12 protein-coding genes are annotated in these 14,079 nt (G+C 53.3%); 9 read left to right on the forward strand and 3 right to left on the reverse strand.

Annotation, left to right across the window (positions count from 1 at the left end; all coding sequences use genetic code 11):
- The first annotated feature begins 139 nt into the window (after nucleotides 1-139).
- Both ACT9TW_RS15415 and smrA read left to right on the forward strand, forming a co-directional pair.
- Nucleotides 140-1,051 (forward strand): LysR family transcriptional regulator, encoded by a 912-nt coding sequence (locus ACT9TW_RS15415; RefSeq protein WP_014070022.1) that lies wholly within the window; start codon nucleotides 140-142, stop codon nucleotides 1,049-1,051.
- A 356-nt stretch (nucleotides 1,052-1,407) separates the two neighbouring features.
- Entirely contained in the window at nucleotides 1,408-1,971 is a 564-nt protein-coding gene (gene smrA / locus ACT9TW_RS15420; RefSeq protein WP_446492918.1) for a DNA endonuclease SmrA, read from the forward strand.
- On the opposite strand, the gene ACT9TW_RS15425 is transcribed toward smrA, so the two are convergent.
- Nucleotides 1,968-2,588, reverse strand: a complete 621-nt coding sequence (locus tag ACT9TW_RS15425) for a LysE family translocator (RefSeq protein ID WP_446492919.1) — start codon at nucleotides 2,586-2,588, stop codon at nucleotides 1,968-1,970. The two genes, smrA and ACT9TW_RS15425, sit on opposite strands and share 4 nt — an antisense overlap.
- A gap of 110 nt (nucleotides 2,589-2,698) precedes the next feature.
- On the opposite strand from ACT9TW_RS15425, the gene ACT9TW_RS15430 reads away from it, so the two are divergent.
- Nucleotides 2,699-3,598 (forward strand): LysR family transcriptional regulator, encoded by a 900-nt coding sequence (locus tag ACT9TW_RS15430; protein ID WP_446492920.1) that lies wholly within the window; start codon nucleotides 2,699-2,701, stop codon nucleotides 3,596-3,598.
- A gap of 27 nt (nucleotides 3,599-3,625) precedes the next feature.
- On the opposite strand, the gene tcp is transcribed toward ACT9TW_RS15430, so the two are convergent.
- Nucleotides 3,626-5,290, reverse strand: coding sequence for a methyl-accepting chemotaxis citrate transducer (gene tcp / locus ACT9TW_RS15435; RefSeq protein WP_446492921.1), 1,665 nt, complete (start codon nucleotides 5,288-5,290; stop codon nucleotides 3,626-3,628).
- Between the two features lie 142 nt (nucleotides 5,291-5,432).
- Between tcp and ACT9TW_RS15440 the strand changes: the two genes are divergently transcribed.
- The gene (locus tag ACT9TW_RS15440; protein ID WP_446492922.1) at nucleotides 5,433-6,299 is read left to right on the forward strand and encodes an aldo/keto reductase family oxidoreductase; all 867 of its coding nucleotides are present in this window, start codon (nucleotides 5,433-5,435) and stop codon (nucleotides 6,297-6,299) included.
- A 58-nt stretch (nucleotides 6,300-6,357) separates the two neighbouring features.
- On the opposite strand, the gene ACT9TW_RS15445 is transcribed toward ACT9TW_RS15440, so the two are convergent.
- The gene (locus tag ACT9TW_RS15445; RefSeq protein ID WP_446492923.1) at nucleotides 6,358-6,573 is read right to left on the reverse strand and encodes a hypothetical protein; all 216 of its coding nucleotides are present in this window, start codon (nucleotides 6,571-6,573) and stop codon (nucleotides 6,358-6,360) included.
- Nucleotides 6,574-6,867: 294 nt separating this feature from the next.
- Between ACT9TW_RS15445 and ACT9TW_RS15450 the strand changes: the two genes are divergently transcribed.
- From ACT9TW_RS15450 to ACT9TW_RS15470, 5 genes are all read left to right on the forward strand, one after another.
- Entirely contained in the window at nucleotides 6,868-8,412 is a 1,545-nt protein-coding gene (locus ACT9TW_RS15450; protein ID WP_446492924.1) for a DUF1593 domain-containing protein, read from the forward strand.
- 72 nt (nucleotides 8,413-8,484) lie between these two features.
- On the forward strand, nucleotides 8,485-9,873 hold the full coding sequence (locus ACT9TW_RS15455; protein ID WP_446492925.1) for an MFS transporter: 1,389 nt from the start codon (nucleotides 8,485-8,487) through the stop codon (nucleotides 9,871-9,873).
- The gene (locus tag ACT9TW_RS15460) at nucleotides 9,863-10,879 is read left to right on the forward strand and encodes an ROK family protein (RefSeq protein ID WP_446492926.1); all 1,017 of its coding nucleotides are present in this window, start codon (nucleotides 9,863-9,865) and stop codon (nucleotides 10,877-10,879) included. Before ACT9TW_RS15455 ends, ACT9TW_RS15460 begins: the two co-directional genes overlap by 11 nt.
- 42 nt (nucleotides 10,880-10,921) lie before the next feature.
- Entirely contained in the window at nucleotides 10,922-12,310 is a 1,389-nt protein-coding gene (locus ACT9TW_RS15465; RefSeq protein ID WP_446492927.1) for a M24 family metallopeptidase, read from the forward strand.
- Nucleotides 12,311-12,442: 132 nt separating this feature from the next.
- Nucleotides 12,443-13,966 carry an EAL domain-containing protein gene (locus ACT9TW_RS15470; protein WP_446492928.1) on the forward strand — a complete coding sequence of 508 codons (1,524 nt, stop codon included), beginning with the start codon at nucleotides 12,443-12,445 and terminating at the stop codon, nucleotides 13,964-13,966.
- Nucleotides 13,967-14,079 lie beyond the last annotated feature (113 nt).

A 14,079-nucleotide genomic window follows, 5' to 3' on the forward strand; every position in this document is an offset into this window, starting at 1 on the left:
TCACGCCGTGATAGTTTTTACTTATCACTAACCGTTTTTTCACAGTTTTAACCGTTCAGGAATTACCCTCGCACATCCATTTCCATTAAAGTAGATGACAATTTCTTTACTCTGATAAACAACGGTTATCGGTCGGGCTATGTCATTTCAGGTTAAATTTCATCAGATTCGGGCCTTCGTGGAAGTGGCGCGTCAGGGCAGCATTCGCGGAGCCAGCAGGGCGCTTAACCTCTCACAACCGGCATTGACCAAATCGATCAAGGAGCTGGAAGAGGGCATTGCCGCGCAACTTTTTGTCCGGCGTAGCAAAGGCGTGGCGCTGACAGAATGCGGGGAGAGCTTCTATCAACATGCCAATCTGATCCTGGAAGAGCTGCGCGCGGCGCAGGACGACATTCGTCAGAGGCAGGGGCAACTGGCGGGGCAGATTAATATCGGTATGGGCGCCAGTATTTCACGCACTCTGATGCCCGCGGTGATTACCCGTTTTCACGCGCAGCACCCGCTGGTGAAAGTCCGCATTATGGAAGGGCAGCTGGTGTCGATGATTAATGAATTACGCCAGGGGGAACTGGACTTCACCATTAATACCTATTGTCAGGGGCCGTATGACCACGAGTTTACGTTTGAAAAATTATTTGAAAAACCCTTTGCGATATTTTGCCGGGAGGGGCATCCGGCGATAGGTGTAAAATCGATTAACGAACTTCTGCATTATAACTGGACGATGCCAACGCCGCGGGGAAGTTATTATAAGCAACTGGAAGATGTGTTTCATCATCGCTCGCAAATACCGCGCATAGGTATTGTCTGCGAAACGTTTTCGTCCTGTATAAGCCTGGTCGCACAGAGCGATTTTATCAGCATTTTGCCACAGGAGCTTGGCTGCGACCCACTTCTGGCACACCGTCTGGTGATGTTACCGGTGGTCGAATCGTTGCCTAAGGCGGCTTATTATTTAATTCAGCGCCGTGATTCCCGACAGACGCCATTGACTGAATCGTTAATTACGCAATTCAGGCGAGAAGCCCGGGCATTAATTTCAGAATGAAGCAAATAAAAAAACAGGGACTGCCGACATCAGCAGGCCCTATAGTACACACAGCAGTTTATCCTTCCGCAAGTCCCGCATATTATATCCGTGGGGCAGGTTTATTAAGTTATAACAGACTTTTCCCAAAATGGTAGTATTCAGGTTGCTCAAGTTCACAAAAATTTAACTTAAATACAGTCATTTAATCGTGGCTGAAATTTTAGTTAAGTTAAGTTTAACTTTTTAGCTGCTATATTATTTCGTTCATCGGGTAATTATTTTCGCTTCCACGGCGCAGGTTGCCCGGCAGGGGACGTTGAGACGCTTGTCAGGCGCGGGTATAGTACAGGCTCAGATGTAGCCGGAGGATTGCCATGAACCCTGACGACAAATCACTCTTTCTTGACGCCATGGAGGATGTCCAGTCACTCAAGCGTTGTGCTGATATTCACTGGCAGCCAAGCCGTAATACCCGCACCCGGCAGGCGCTGAATACTGAGCAGCTCGATAACTTCTTAACGCTGGGGTTTCTGGAGCTGCTCCCGCTTGCGGAACCTCTGGCGTTTCAGCGGGAAGGGGTCCAGCAGGGGGTTATTGATAAGCTCCGTTCCGGTAAATATTCCCGCCAGGCCAGCATCAATTTGTTACGCCAGCCTGTTGAACAGTGCCGTCAGATGCTGTTCTCGTTTATCCGTCAGGCCGAACGTGACGGGCTGCGCAACCTGGTGATTGTCCACGGCAAAGGGCGTGAAGAGCAATCGCACCCGAATGTGGTGCGCAGTTATCTGGCGCGCTGGCTCACTGAGTTCGATTCCGTGCAGGCATTCTGCGTTGCACTGCCGCACCACGGCGGCAGTGGCACCTGCTATGTGGCGCTGCGAAAATCAGATGAAGCCAAACTGGAAAACCGGGAGCGACACGCCAAACGCAGCCGCTAGCCCGCGCTGAAGGCGGTCCATATCGCGTTTCCATTCCACACGGCGCCATAGATGGCGACGACAAGCATAAACAGCGCCGTCGCCAGCCGGATGGCGCGCTCGTAGCGAAGCGACACGTAGCGCATGACGGCTATGATCCACAAGGTGAGGATCAGGAGATCCAGTACAATCCAGATGAGCGTCAGCAGGGTAATGCTCTGGGCAAAATTGCGCGTAATCGGCACAAACTGCGGAAAGAAAGCGACAAAAAAGAGAATATCTTTTGGGTTGGCGATGGCGGTTAAAAAACCGGTAAGAAAGCCGCCTTGTCGCGCCGATGTTGCCGTTGTGGGCTGTGGATGTGCCAGCATCCCAATCCCCATCCTGCCAATAAACAGCGCGCCGATAAAACCCACCCCTGCCAGACTTATCGGGTGAATATCCACGATGCCCGCCAGTATCATCACCGCCATCGCCAGTAAAACCAGAGACGCCAGATTGGTTCCGGCAAGCGTAATAAAGGCGCGTCGGTAGCCGTCCCGTACCGCGGTGTGGGTGACTAACGCAATAACAGGGCCGGGGGTGATAAGTAACAGCACCACCGCCAGCAGATATGTACCCAGTAGCGACATCGCCATGAAGGGGATCCTTTTGTGAAGAGTGGCAGGCAGTGTCGTTAAAGTTCGCGGCATTGAAAAACGGAAAATCCTGCGCTTTAATGTGAGTTAAACTCACAATGAGCAATGCGATGCCATCCCCACTTCCCCCTTTGTATGCGCTGCGGGCATTTGATGTCGCGGCCCTGTACGGTTCGTTCACCCGGGCTGCGCAAGCGCTGCACGTCACGCCTGGCGCCATCAGCAGACATATCCGCACGCTTGAGGAGAGCTTTCAGTGCCAGCTCTTTGTGCGCAAAGGGCCTGCTGTGGAACTGACCGATGCCGGACGCGCATTAGCCAGCCAGCTGAGGCAGGGGTTCGCCGCCCTGGAGAGCGCCTGCGACGCATTTCGGGCCACCCGGCACGCGCTGCGCTTAAAAGCGCCTTCAACCCTGACGCTGAACTGGCTGCTGAATACCATGAAGGAGTTTGTTGATAAATACTCAACACCGGACGTGCATGTTTCGAGCGTCTGGATGGATGTTGATAAAGTCGATTTTCATCAGGAGCCGTTCGACTGCGCGATTTTGCTCGGCAATGGGCAGTTTGGGGAGCAGACGCGTTCACAGCTGCTGTTTGACGAATGGCTTGCCCCGGTTTGCGCCCCAGGGCTGGTGGATAAGGCCAGAGACAGTCTCCAGATCTGCGAGCTGATCCATCCTTCACCGGATCGCCGGGACTGGCGGCGCTGGCTCAAAGAGTGTTCGCCTGAAGCCATGCCAGATATCAGCAAAGGAAAGGTTTTCGATACCCTGGATCAGGGAAATCAGGCGGCAGTAGGTGGGCATGGTGTTTCGGTGGGGGATGTGACGCTAAGCCTTCCGGCACTGGAAAACGGGTTACTGGTGATGCCATTTAGCCGGGCGATTAACACCGGTGATGGCTATTTTCTGGTCTGGCCGGAAAACAGCCCGAAACAGCAGGGGATAGCAACGCTGTGTGCGTTCCTGCTGGCACAGGTCCCGGATATTAGCGCCTACGTAAAATAGCGGGCGATCTTATCGCCCGCATATTCCTTAAAAGGTTTCCCAGTTACCGTCTGCCACGCTTGCCGTGGCGGTTGCCGGGCGTAACAGTTGTGGCGTTTTCACATTGGTCGGGCGTGGTGCCGCGGCCTGGTCTTTGGCATTCAGACGGAATGCGGCAACGGCCTGGCGCAACTGCTCGGCCTGATCTTCCAGTGCTGCGGCTGCGGTTGCGGATTCCTGTACCAGGGCGGCGTTTTGCTGCGTCACGCTGTCCATCTGTGAAACCGCAAGGCTGACCTGCTCAATACCCCGACTTTGTTCATCAGATGCCGATGAAATTTCGCCCATAATGTCCGTCACACGGGTAACGGCGGCGACGATCTCTCGCATGGTTTCGCCTGCTTCACTGACCTGCGCAGAGCCGGTACTGACCCTGCTGACGGAGTTTTCGATAAGCCCTTTGATCTCTTTTGCCGCCTGCGCACTGCGGCTGGCCAGAGTGCGAACTTCACCGGCCACTACGGCAAAACCACGCCCTTGTTCGCCAGCACGTGCCGCTTCAACCGCCGCGTTAAGCGCCAGAATATTGGTCTGGAAGGCAATGCTGTCAATCACGCCGGTAATGTGGGCAATTTGCTGCGAACTGTCAGAGATTTCGGTCATGGTGCGCACCACGTTGTCCACCACATGACCACCACGTGCGGCGGTTTCAGAGGCGTTTTTCGCCAGCAATGTGGCCTGACGCGCGTTATCGGAGTTCTGTTTCACCGTTGCAGTTAACTCTTCCATGCTGGCGGCGGTTTCTTCCAGCGAAGCTGCCTGCTGCTCGGTGCGGGCGGACAGGTCATTGCTCCCGGCGGCAATTTCACCTGCGCCGGTGTAAATCGAGTCGGTACTGCCGCGCACGGCGCTGACCGTGCTCACCAGCGACTGTTGCATCTCGTGCAGACCCACCGCCAACTGGCCCATTTCGTTACGACTACCCAGGTTGATGTTATGCGTCAGATCGCCACCTGCGATGGTGCGAATATGGTTCATAATGATCTTCAGCGGCTTTAACAGCAGGTGTTGCAGGCCCTGCCAGATAACCACCAGCACGGCAACCACGGCAAGGAAAATAGCCGCCAGTGTCCACTGCATATGGGTAAAGCTGTTCTGGTTCTCTTCAGTGGCGGCCTTGAGCAAGGTATTGTTTTCGGCGCGCCAGCGGTTATAGACCGCTTCCATATTGTCCTGTGCCTGCTGGGCATCCAGGTCGCCATAAGCCTGATAGTTATCTGCACGCAGATACTCAATCGACAGGCGCATCACTTCATGCATCTGACCCCAGGCTTTCTGCATCTCTTCGGTTAACGCGGCGTTTTGCCCGTTAACCTGCGGCATTTTCTGCCAGGCGCTGTAGTAGGTTTCGGCGTTGCCTAACGACGTGCTGGCCGTGCCCAGAAGTTTGTTAATGGCGGCGAGAGACGCGGGATCGCGCTGGTTTTTCAGGTAGCGGATCGCCACACGGGTGACGGTTACGCGTGTTTTCACCAGCGTATTAACGCTGTCGCTCAGGCTTTCCTGCTGGGCATTGAGCATCCCCGAGTTCTGGAAGTTATGGCGATCGTTGCTGACGGCAGAATAGAACAAGCCGCCCGTGACAACTTGTAGCAGACAGAATATGGTGAGGGCAAAGAGAATACCGGTAATCACGTGCAGATTTTTCAGCATAGCGGTCGTCCGTTGTGGGTGCAGGGGTTGCCCAAATACTATCGACGCAATGAAACTAAACTTTAATTTAACTATTGCTTAACTAATTGTTCCGTTCGGGAACCTGTTGTAAATCCGGATCATTTTTATGAGGAAGGTAGACATGAGCAGTATTGAGAAAAGCGGGACGTACACGCTCGGGACGCGTACGGTTAAACGGCTTGGCTATGGCGCGATGCAGCTTGCCGGGCCTGGCGTATTTGGCCCGCCGAAGGACAAAAACGCCGCGCTGGCGGTGCTACGCGAAGCCGTGGCATCGGGTGTGGATCATATTGATACCAGTGATTTTTACGGCCCGCATATCACTAACCAGCTTATCCGTGAGGCGCTTCATCCGTACCGGGACAATCTTACGATTGTGACCAAAATTGGGGCGCGGCGGGGTGATGACGCCTCCTGGCTCCCTGCGTTTTCGGCTCAGGAGCTGACGCAGGCGGTGCATGATAACCTGCGTAACCTCAAACTGGATGTGCTGGACGTGGTGAATCTGCGGATCATGTTCAGCACCCACGGCCCGGCAGAAGGATCGATTACTGAACCGCTGACCACGCTTGCAGAATTGCAACAGCAGGGGCTGGTTCGCCATATCGGGTTGAGCAATGTAACCGCAGCCCAGGTTGCCGAAGCGCAGAAAATGGTGTCAGTGGTCTGTGTGCAGAACATGTACAACATTGTGAATCGCGGTGACGATGCCCTGGTGGATGCGCTTGCTCGTCAGGGGATCGCCTGGGTGCCGTTCTTCCCGCTGGGCGGTTTTACGCCACTGCAATCTTCCGGTCTTCAGGCGGTTGCGGATTCGCTGGGGGCAACGGCGATGCAGGTAGCGCTGGCCTGGTTGCTGCAACGTTCACCGAATATTCTGCTGATTCCGGGGACCTCTTCCGTGGCGCATTTGCAGCAAAACCTGGCTGCGGCGGATCTGGTGTTGCCGGCCGAGGCACTCGACACGCTGAATGCGCTGGTGGCGTAAGCGCGAATAAGCCCGAAGCAACTTTCGGGCTTTTTTCATTCCGTCATACCTTACACTATTACGTCTGTTCGGCGGAGGCTTCTGCCCGGCGATTTTTTCGGTGAAGTGCTAACGCTTCTGCCACAATCTCCTGCTTGCTCTTGCGAGTTTCATACGCAGTAATCCTGACATACTCCATTAAGTCTGTTTCTACTCTGGCACTTAACATCTTCAGATCAGCATCCTTTGCTAAACCGCGGGCAGTGCGTTTGTCAGGATAATCACGGGATGGCATAGAAAACGTCCTCTAAAAATTGTCTTGTTAATTCGTGCTATGAAATATGCTCCAGAGTATTCGTTAAGTCAATACACAGTGATTATTTAGTTACATATCATATTTTTTCTATATTGATTTAAGTCATCAAGAAGTGATTGAAAAGTTATTGTGGGGTGACTTTTTATAACCGGATATGGCGGCGCTAAAAATTCAGGTGTCATCACAGAATCGATCTTTTTCTTTTTACTTTGTTTCCTGTGTTAACTATGTTGAAGGCATTCGGTCTGTAGCAAAAAAAAAAGTGAGAACAACATGGTGAACCAACAAATCAATAAGGTCGCGAAAGGGGTATTGCTGGCAATGGCAGGGGTCATGGCATTTGCCTCTCCGCTGGCCATTGGGGCAGAAACGGCGATCACGCAAGCGACCGGTAAGGTACTGCCTTATCAGGAAAAACCGCGCGTCTTTGTCCTGACTGACATCGGTAATGAACCCGACGATCAGATGTCCCTGACGCGTTTTTTACTGTACTCAAATGAGATGAACGTTGAGGGGCTGGTGGCGACCACCTCCACCTGGCAGCGCGAAAAAGTGCACACCGATATGATTGACCTTGTTGTGGGTCACTATGGTGAAGTGCAGCCGAACCTGCTGAAACATGCGGTCGGGTTCCCGACGGTATCTCAGCTTCAGTCTGTGGTGGCACCAGGCCTCGCCAGTTACGGTATGGCGGCAACCGGTGAAGGTAAAAATACTGCCGGTTCCGATCTGCTGGTGAAAGCCATTGAGAAAAGTACCGATGCGGATCACCCGCTGTTTATCACCCTGTGGGGCGGGGCGAATACACTTGCTCAGGCACTTCAGGATCTCGCCAAAAAACACCCGGCGGATGTTGTTCAGTCGCTGACCCGCAACCTGGTGGCGTATTCCATTTCCGATCAGGATGATGCCGGGTTCTGGATCCGCGAACATTACCCGGAAATGACCTGGATCGTCGATCCGTCCAGCCAGAATGGTGAAGATTATGCGCGTGCGACCTGGACCGGTATCAGCGGCGACCAGTATTACCGTAATGCGCCTGGTGCCGATTTTACGACCGTATCCCAGCACTGGCTGGATGAAAATATCCGCAGCAAAGGGCCAATGGGTAAAGGCTATCTGAAGTACATGTTTATTATGGAGGGGGATACGCCGTCGTTCCTCGGCCTTATCCGTAACGGTTTAAACAGCGAACGAAATCCGGGCTGGGGCGGCTGGGGCGGACGTTACATTGTGCGCCAGCCGCAGCATGAAACGCACCCTATCTGGAGCAGCGGAGGTGACTTCTATCCGGGTAACCCGAATGCTGCCGATACGGTGATCGGCAAAGACGGGAAACAATACACCTCGAACCAGGCGACCATCTGGCGCTGGCGCGAAGCTTTCCAGCATGATTTTGCGGCCCGTATGGAGTGGGGCATCAAAGACTACGCTCATGCCAATCACAATCCGGAAGTCGTGGTGAACGGTCAGGCGGGGCAGCAGGTAGTCTATCTTAAGGCGAAAGCCGGAGAGACGCTGACGGTCGATGCCGCAGGCAGCAAAGATCCTGACGGCGATAAGCTCAGCTATAACTGGTTCTTGTACCCGGAAGCAGGCTCAGCAAGTTCGCAGCCGGTGGCGGTCAAAGATGTTCTGGGGCGTCGCGGTGAAGACAATCTCAATGCGCCAGCGGTGCTGACCCTGGGTGAAAATAGCAAACAGAGCGTGCAAGTGAAAGCCCTGCGCACCGGGACGGAGCACCTGATCCTGGCCGTAACGGATAACGGCAAACCGTCGTTAACCTCTTATCGTCGTATTATTGTTTCCGTCAATTAATTCAGGTATTAGTGATGTCGGGTGCCGGTGGGCACCCGATTTCGCGTTATCGTTAATATTGTCGGTGAACCCATGATGAAAACCGCTCTTGCACCCGCCATCACTCTGCGAGAGAAGTTCTGCTACGGGCTGGGAGATACCTCAGCGAATATCTTTATGGGCATGACGATGATGTTCCTGTCCATTTACTACACCGATGTGTTTCGGCTTAGCCCGGTGGCAATGGGCAGCCTGTTTCTGCTGGCGCGTTTTATCGATGCGATTGGCGACCCCCTGATTGGCCTGCTGGCCGACCGAACCCGTTCCCCGCGCGGGCGTTATCGCCCCTGGCTGCTCTGGTTTGCCCTCCCTTATGGCCTGAGCTGTGCCGCAGTCTTTTTCTCACCGGAACTGAGCGCGACAGGGCGTATCGTTTACGCCTATGTGACGTATATGGCGCTGGTGCTCAGTTTCAGTCTGGTAGTGGTGCCGTATGTGTCGCTCCTCGGGGCGATGTCTGTGGATAGCGATGAACGCATTCAAATCAACGCGATCCGTTTCCCGCTTGCCAAGCTGGCTTATCTGCTCTGTTCGCTGTTTGTTCCGGTGCTTATTGCGCTGTTTGATAACGAAATCCTGGGGTATCGGGCAGTGATGTGCGGTATTGGCGTGCTTTCCACGCTGCTGGTCCTGATTTGTTATTTCAATACCCAGGAGCGCGTTCCCCCGGAAAGTGTGCCAACGATCGGGGTACGTGAGCAGTTTCGTCACTTGCTGCAAAATGACCAGGCGCTGATCCTGTTTGCCGCGCAGGCCGTTGTTATGGTGATGAATACGCTAAAGTTTGGTGCGGCGGCCTATTTTGTGAAATATGTGCTCCAGATGCCCGCCACCTTTTTAAGCCTGATGCTGACGGCCGCCTCGCTGGCCGGTATTGTCGCCCCGCTGGTGACCGGCTATCTGCTGCGGCGCGGGCGCATAAAACGCATCCCGCTGCTGGTTTACAGCCAGCTTGCCAGCGGGGTCATCACGCTGGCGATGGGCTTTACACCCGCCAGCGCCGTCTGGCCGCATCTGTGGCTCTTTGTGTCTGCCACCCTGATGGCCGAGCTGATTGCGGTGATCCTGTGGGCAAGCGTCGCCGATGTGGCGGACTACGGTTTTTATCGCTTCGGTGTGCGTATCAACGGCATGATTGGCGGCGGGATGCTGTTTTCCACCAAAGCGGGCATGGCCGTGGGCGGGGCGCTGATGGGCTACATTCTGGCCTGGTTTGGCTATCAGCCGGATAACGCGACGGCGGCACTGCCGGAACAGCTTCCGGCATTCAAAGTGCTGTATATCTGGTTCCCGGCCTGTTGCCTGTTCCTGACGGCAGGTATCCTGCGGTTTTACCGGCTGGATGAACAGAAAACAAGAGATGTTATGATGCGCGCACAGGACGAAACCGGTCGGGCGGAGGCGAAACGACATGGACTATAAAAAGCAGATCCTCAATATTTTGCACAGCGAGCATGAGTCTCGCGCGGAAATGACCCGCCGGGTGGGTGTGACCAAAGCCTATATCACCAAACTGACCTCGCAGCTTTTGCAGGAAGGGCTGATTGAGGAGCGGGAAATCAAAGATATTACCTTTGGCCGCCCGCAGCAGTTGCTGGCTGTGAAGGGCGGTTGCGCCTTCAGCGTGAATATCATGCTGCGTAAAGGCAGCTTTCAGGGCACGCTGAATGACTACAATACCCAGCGTGATGCGCTGGCCAGCCATCAATTTTCGCTGCCGGAGTCCATGACGCCAGACGAGCTGGTCATGCTGATTGCGCAAGGCATTAAGGCGCTTTGCGAGGCGGCGGGAATTGCGCAATCCCGCATTAACGTCGTCAGCGTGGCATTGCAGGGCGGTATTGAACATTTCACCGGCGTGGTGCGTTATTGCCCGTTATTTACCGACACGAACGTTAACCTGATGGCGCGTATTCAGGGACATGTCGGTATCACCACCCGGATTTACAATATCGCCCATTGCACCAACTATCTGCTGGCGAAGCGTTCGCCGGGGCTGTCTTATGTGGCATTTATGCCCGGTTTTGGCAGCCTGGGGTATGGTTACTGCACCAACGGCGAACCGGGACTTGGCGAGAACGGTTTTTACCCTGAAATTGTCCATTTGCCTTATGAAGGCGGCATTGAACAAGCCTTTAATGTGAAAGAAGAGAATAAAGCCGAAACCGTACAAACGACGGCCCGGGCGCTCTATTTTGCTATCTGTTGTACTGCGCCGATCCATAACATCAAACTGGCGATTGCCACCGGTGAGCTGTTTGAAGATTACGGCGACGAGGTATTACCGCGGGTACAGGATATGCTTGATAACACTCCCAACCAGCATATTCGCGAGATCCGTATCCGGCATGATAAAACGGGATATCACTATGGCGTGAAAGGGCTGGTACAGCTCAGTTCGGACTGTATTACCGAGCTGCTGGCCTGATGATTACGCGAGGGTTCCCCATCAGAACGTGAGGTCAAACACATGGATTTTAGTGCGCTTCAGCTTCAGACGACGGTTGCTCCACACCAATTTTCGGGCGTCGCGCCCGTTCCCCTGACCGATGCCACTATGCAGGAGCGTAAAGATAAGCTTCTGGCGCGGATGGCTGCTGAGGGATACGACGCCCTCATTATTTATGCCGACAAAGAGCATGGCAGTAACTTTGAATACCTGACAGGATTTATTCCCCGCTTTGAAGAGGGGCTGCTGGTGCTGGCGAAAAATGGCGCTGCAACCGTTATTCTCGGTAATGAAAACCTGAAAATGGCCGCCTATTCCCGTATTCCGGTCACGCTTAAACACTGCCCGTATTTCTCATTACCGAATCAGCCAATGGATAACGAAAAACCGCTCGAGGCGTTATTCGTCGAGACGGGCCTGCGCGATATGCACCGCGTGGGGGTTGTGGGCTGGAAAATGTTTACGTCTGGCCAGGTGGATAACAAACAGCTTTTCGATTTACCCTGGTTTATTGTCGATGCCATTAAAAATAGTCTCTCTGATGGGGCGGTGTTAGAGAATGCCGCACATCTGTTTATTGACGGAGATAACGGCGCGCGGGTAACCAACAATGCGAATGAAATCGCCCATTATGAGTATGGTGCAAATCTGGCGTCGAACTGCATCCTGAATGCCATGAACGCGGTTGAACCGGGAATGAGTGAGGCGGCGTTAGGGGCGTATCTGGCGGCGGAAGGCCAGTACAATACGGTGGTGACCATTGCCGCATCGGGCCAGCGTTTTGAAAAAGCCAATCTATACCCCACGCATAAACCGCTGCAAAGGGGCCAGCCGCTGTCCATGACCACCGGGTTTAAAGGTGGATTATCCAGCCGTACCGGTTTTGTGATTGCCAGCGAAAATGAGCTGCCAGATACACAGAAAGATTATCTTGAACGTGTGGCAAAACCTTATTTTTCTGGTGTGGTGACCTGGCTTGAAAATATCAGAATTGGCATGGAAGGCGGGGAGATGTATTCCCTGATAGAGTCTATTTTGCCAAAAGAGAAATATGGCTGGCATCTGAACCCCGGGCATCTCAGCGCCGATGAAGAGTGGATGTCATCGCCCATTTATAAACATTCGACGCAAACCCTGAAAAGCGGGATGATTTTGCAGATTGATATTATTCCGTCAGTGCCGGGTTATACCGGCGCCAGCGCCGAGGAGAGCGTTGCGCTGGCGGATTTCGCGCTCCAGGCCGAGATCAAACACGCTTACCCTGAGCTATGGGCCAGAATTGAAACCCGTAAACGTTATCTCAACGACGTACTTAAGATTGCGCTGAGCGCGGATGTGATCCCGCTTTCCAGTGCCGTTGCTTATTTGCGGCCTTTCTTCCTGGCGAAGGATAAAGCGTTTACCTGCTAAACAATTTCCGGAGAACTTATTGAAGGAGCATGGTTATTTTTACTTTTGTCGACCATGCTCTTTGTACTTACACCATTAAGCGCCGTAAATGCCGTCAGCGTCATCTTACTCACTCGTGCCCAGGATACGTTAATGCGTCATTTTATTGTTCCTGCTGCTGCCGCTCTGGCCCTGTTTATCATGGGTATTTTTATTCTGAATACCCAGCTCTGGTATTCCGCACGGGCCGACAGCATGACGGGGGCGAAGTATGTCGTAAAGAATATGAATACGATCCTGGGTGAAGCTCAGCGCGCCACCCGGACGTCGATGAATGTCGCCGGAGCAGGCTGTGATGAGGAAGGGCAATACCGGCTTGGCACTGAGGCGGCGCTACAACCTCATCTCAGGACTATTTTCATTCTCACGCATGGGCAAATAGTGTGTTCATCCCTGCCGGATAACCGTGTGCTGTTGGTTAACGTGATGAGATTACCTGATTTGCCATTGATGCTGCTGCCAGCAAAAGAGACGGTAAATGGTTTGCCTGTGCTGCTGTATCAGACGGTATTTGATGGCAGCCGTATTGGGATCACAGTCAGCGATCGCCATATCCGCGACGCCCTGGGTATTTCGATAAAAGACGTCAGTTATCGGTTAAGGGTTGGTGACACCGTGCTGGGCCTGTCTGGTGATGCCGCGCCGGTAAACAATAAAGGCAAGCATGTCGGGCGGCTTGAAGCCAAAGATTATCCCTACAGTATTGAGTATAACTATCCTCCGTTATTCAGCGTGCAGAGGCTGATAAGTCAGGGTGCAGGCATCCTGTTTTTTTTACTGCTGGTAGCCTGTCTCGGTGCTTACGCGCTGTATAAATATCTGAATAAAAGTACGCCGCCTGAGGAGTCGCTACAGCGCGCCATCGCAAAGGGGGAAATTATCCCGTTTTATCAGCCCGTTGTTAATGGCCGTGAGGGCACCCTGCGGGGCGTGGAGGTACTGGCGAGATGGAAACACCCGAAAGCGGGCTATATTTCCCCGGCCTCGTTTATCCCGCTTGCTGAAAAATCCGGCCTGATTGTACCGTTGACGCGCAGCCTGATGGCGCAGGTGGTGATACAGATGAATGCTATTTCCAGCAAGCTGCCGGAAGGTTTTCATGTGGGGATTAACTTCAGTGCATCTCATATTGCCATGCCCACCTTTATGGATGAGTGCCTGAACTACAAAAGCCGCTTTGAGCGCAAAGATTTGAACCTGGTGATTGAAGTCACGGAGCGTGAACCGCTGGATATTGACGAACACCTGGTTCATACCCTGAATGCGCTGCACGAAAATGGTTTTGCCATCGCGCTGGATGACTTCGGAACCGGGTATTCAGGGCTCTCTTACCTGCACGATCTGCATATCGATTACATCAAGATTGACCATAGCTTTGTCAGCCGGGTCAATGAGCATGAGGAATCCACCCGGATCCTGGATTGTGTGCTGGATCTGGCGCGTAAACTCTCGATAAGTATTGTCGCCGAAGGTGTGGAAACCAAAGCGCAGCTTGATTACCTCAACCGGAATAATATCGTCTTCCAGCAGGGGTATTACTTCTTTAAGCCTGTTCCGTTTACGGAGCTGATACAAATTTTGCTGTCGAAGCCTAAAGTGAAAGTCATGGTGGAGTAACCGACCGGATGAGGTGCAGGATTAAATCCCTTCACACATCAACGTGTTTGCGCGATCGCCCGGAAAGTGCCTTGATCCTTACCCATAATACGTAATACTGTATGCATATACAG

The organism is Enterobacter sp. C4G1, assembly GCF_052886895.1.

Excerpts from the sequence above, each read along its gene's own strand:
- ACT9TW_RS15450 (WP_446492924.1), top strand. The coding sequence starts at position 6,868 with ATGGTGAACCAACAAATCAATAAGGTCGCGAAAGGGGTATTGCTGGCA.
- ACT9TW_RS15455 (WP_446492925.1), top strand. The coding sequence starts at position 8,485 with ATGATGAAAACCGCTCTTGCACCCGCCATCACTCTGCGAGAGAAGTTC.
- ACT9TW_RS15460 (WP_446492926.1), top strand. The coding sequence starts at position 9,863 with ATGGACTATAAAAAGCAGATCCTCAATATTTTGCACAGCGAGCATGAG.
- ACT9TW_RS15470 (WP_446492928.1), top strand. The coding sequence starts at position 12,443 with ATGCGTCATTTTATTGTTCCTGCTGCTGCCGCTCTGGCCCTGTTTATC.
- tcp (WP_446492921.1), bottom strand. The coding sequence starts at position 5,290 with ATGCTGAAAAATCTGCACGTGATTACCGGTATTCTCTTTGCCCTCACC.
- ACT9TW_RS15415 (WP_014070022.1), top strand. The coding sequence starts at position 140 with ATGTCATTTCAGGTTAAATTTCATCAGATTCGGGCCTTCGTGGAAGTG.
- ACT9TW_RS15430 (WP_446492920.1), top strand. The coding sequence starts at position 2,699 with ATGCCATCCCCACTTCCCCCTTTGTATGCGCTGCGGGCATTTGATGTC.
- ACT9TW_RS15440 (WP_446492922.1), top strand. The coding sequence starts at position 5,433 with ATGAGCAGTATTGAGAAAAGCGGGACGTACACGCTCGGGACGCGTACG.
- ACT9TW_RS15445 (WP_446492923.1), bottom strand. The coding sequence starts at position 6,573 with ATGCCATCCCGTGATTATCCTGACAAACGCACTGCCCGCGGTTTAGCA.
- ACT9TW_RS15465 (WP_446492927.1), top strand. The coding sequence starts at position 10,922 with ATGGATTTTAGTGCGCTTCAGCTTCAGACGACGGTTGCTCCACACCAA.
- ACT9TW_RS15425 (WP_446492919.1), bottom strand. The coding sequence starts at position 2,588 with ATGGCGATGTCGCTACTGGGTACATATCTGCTGGCGGTGGTGCTGTTA.
- smrA (WP_446492918.1), top strand. The coding sequence starts at position 1,408 with ATGAACCCTGACGACAAATCACTCTTTCTTGACGCCATGGAGGATGTC.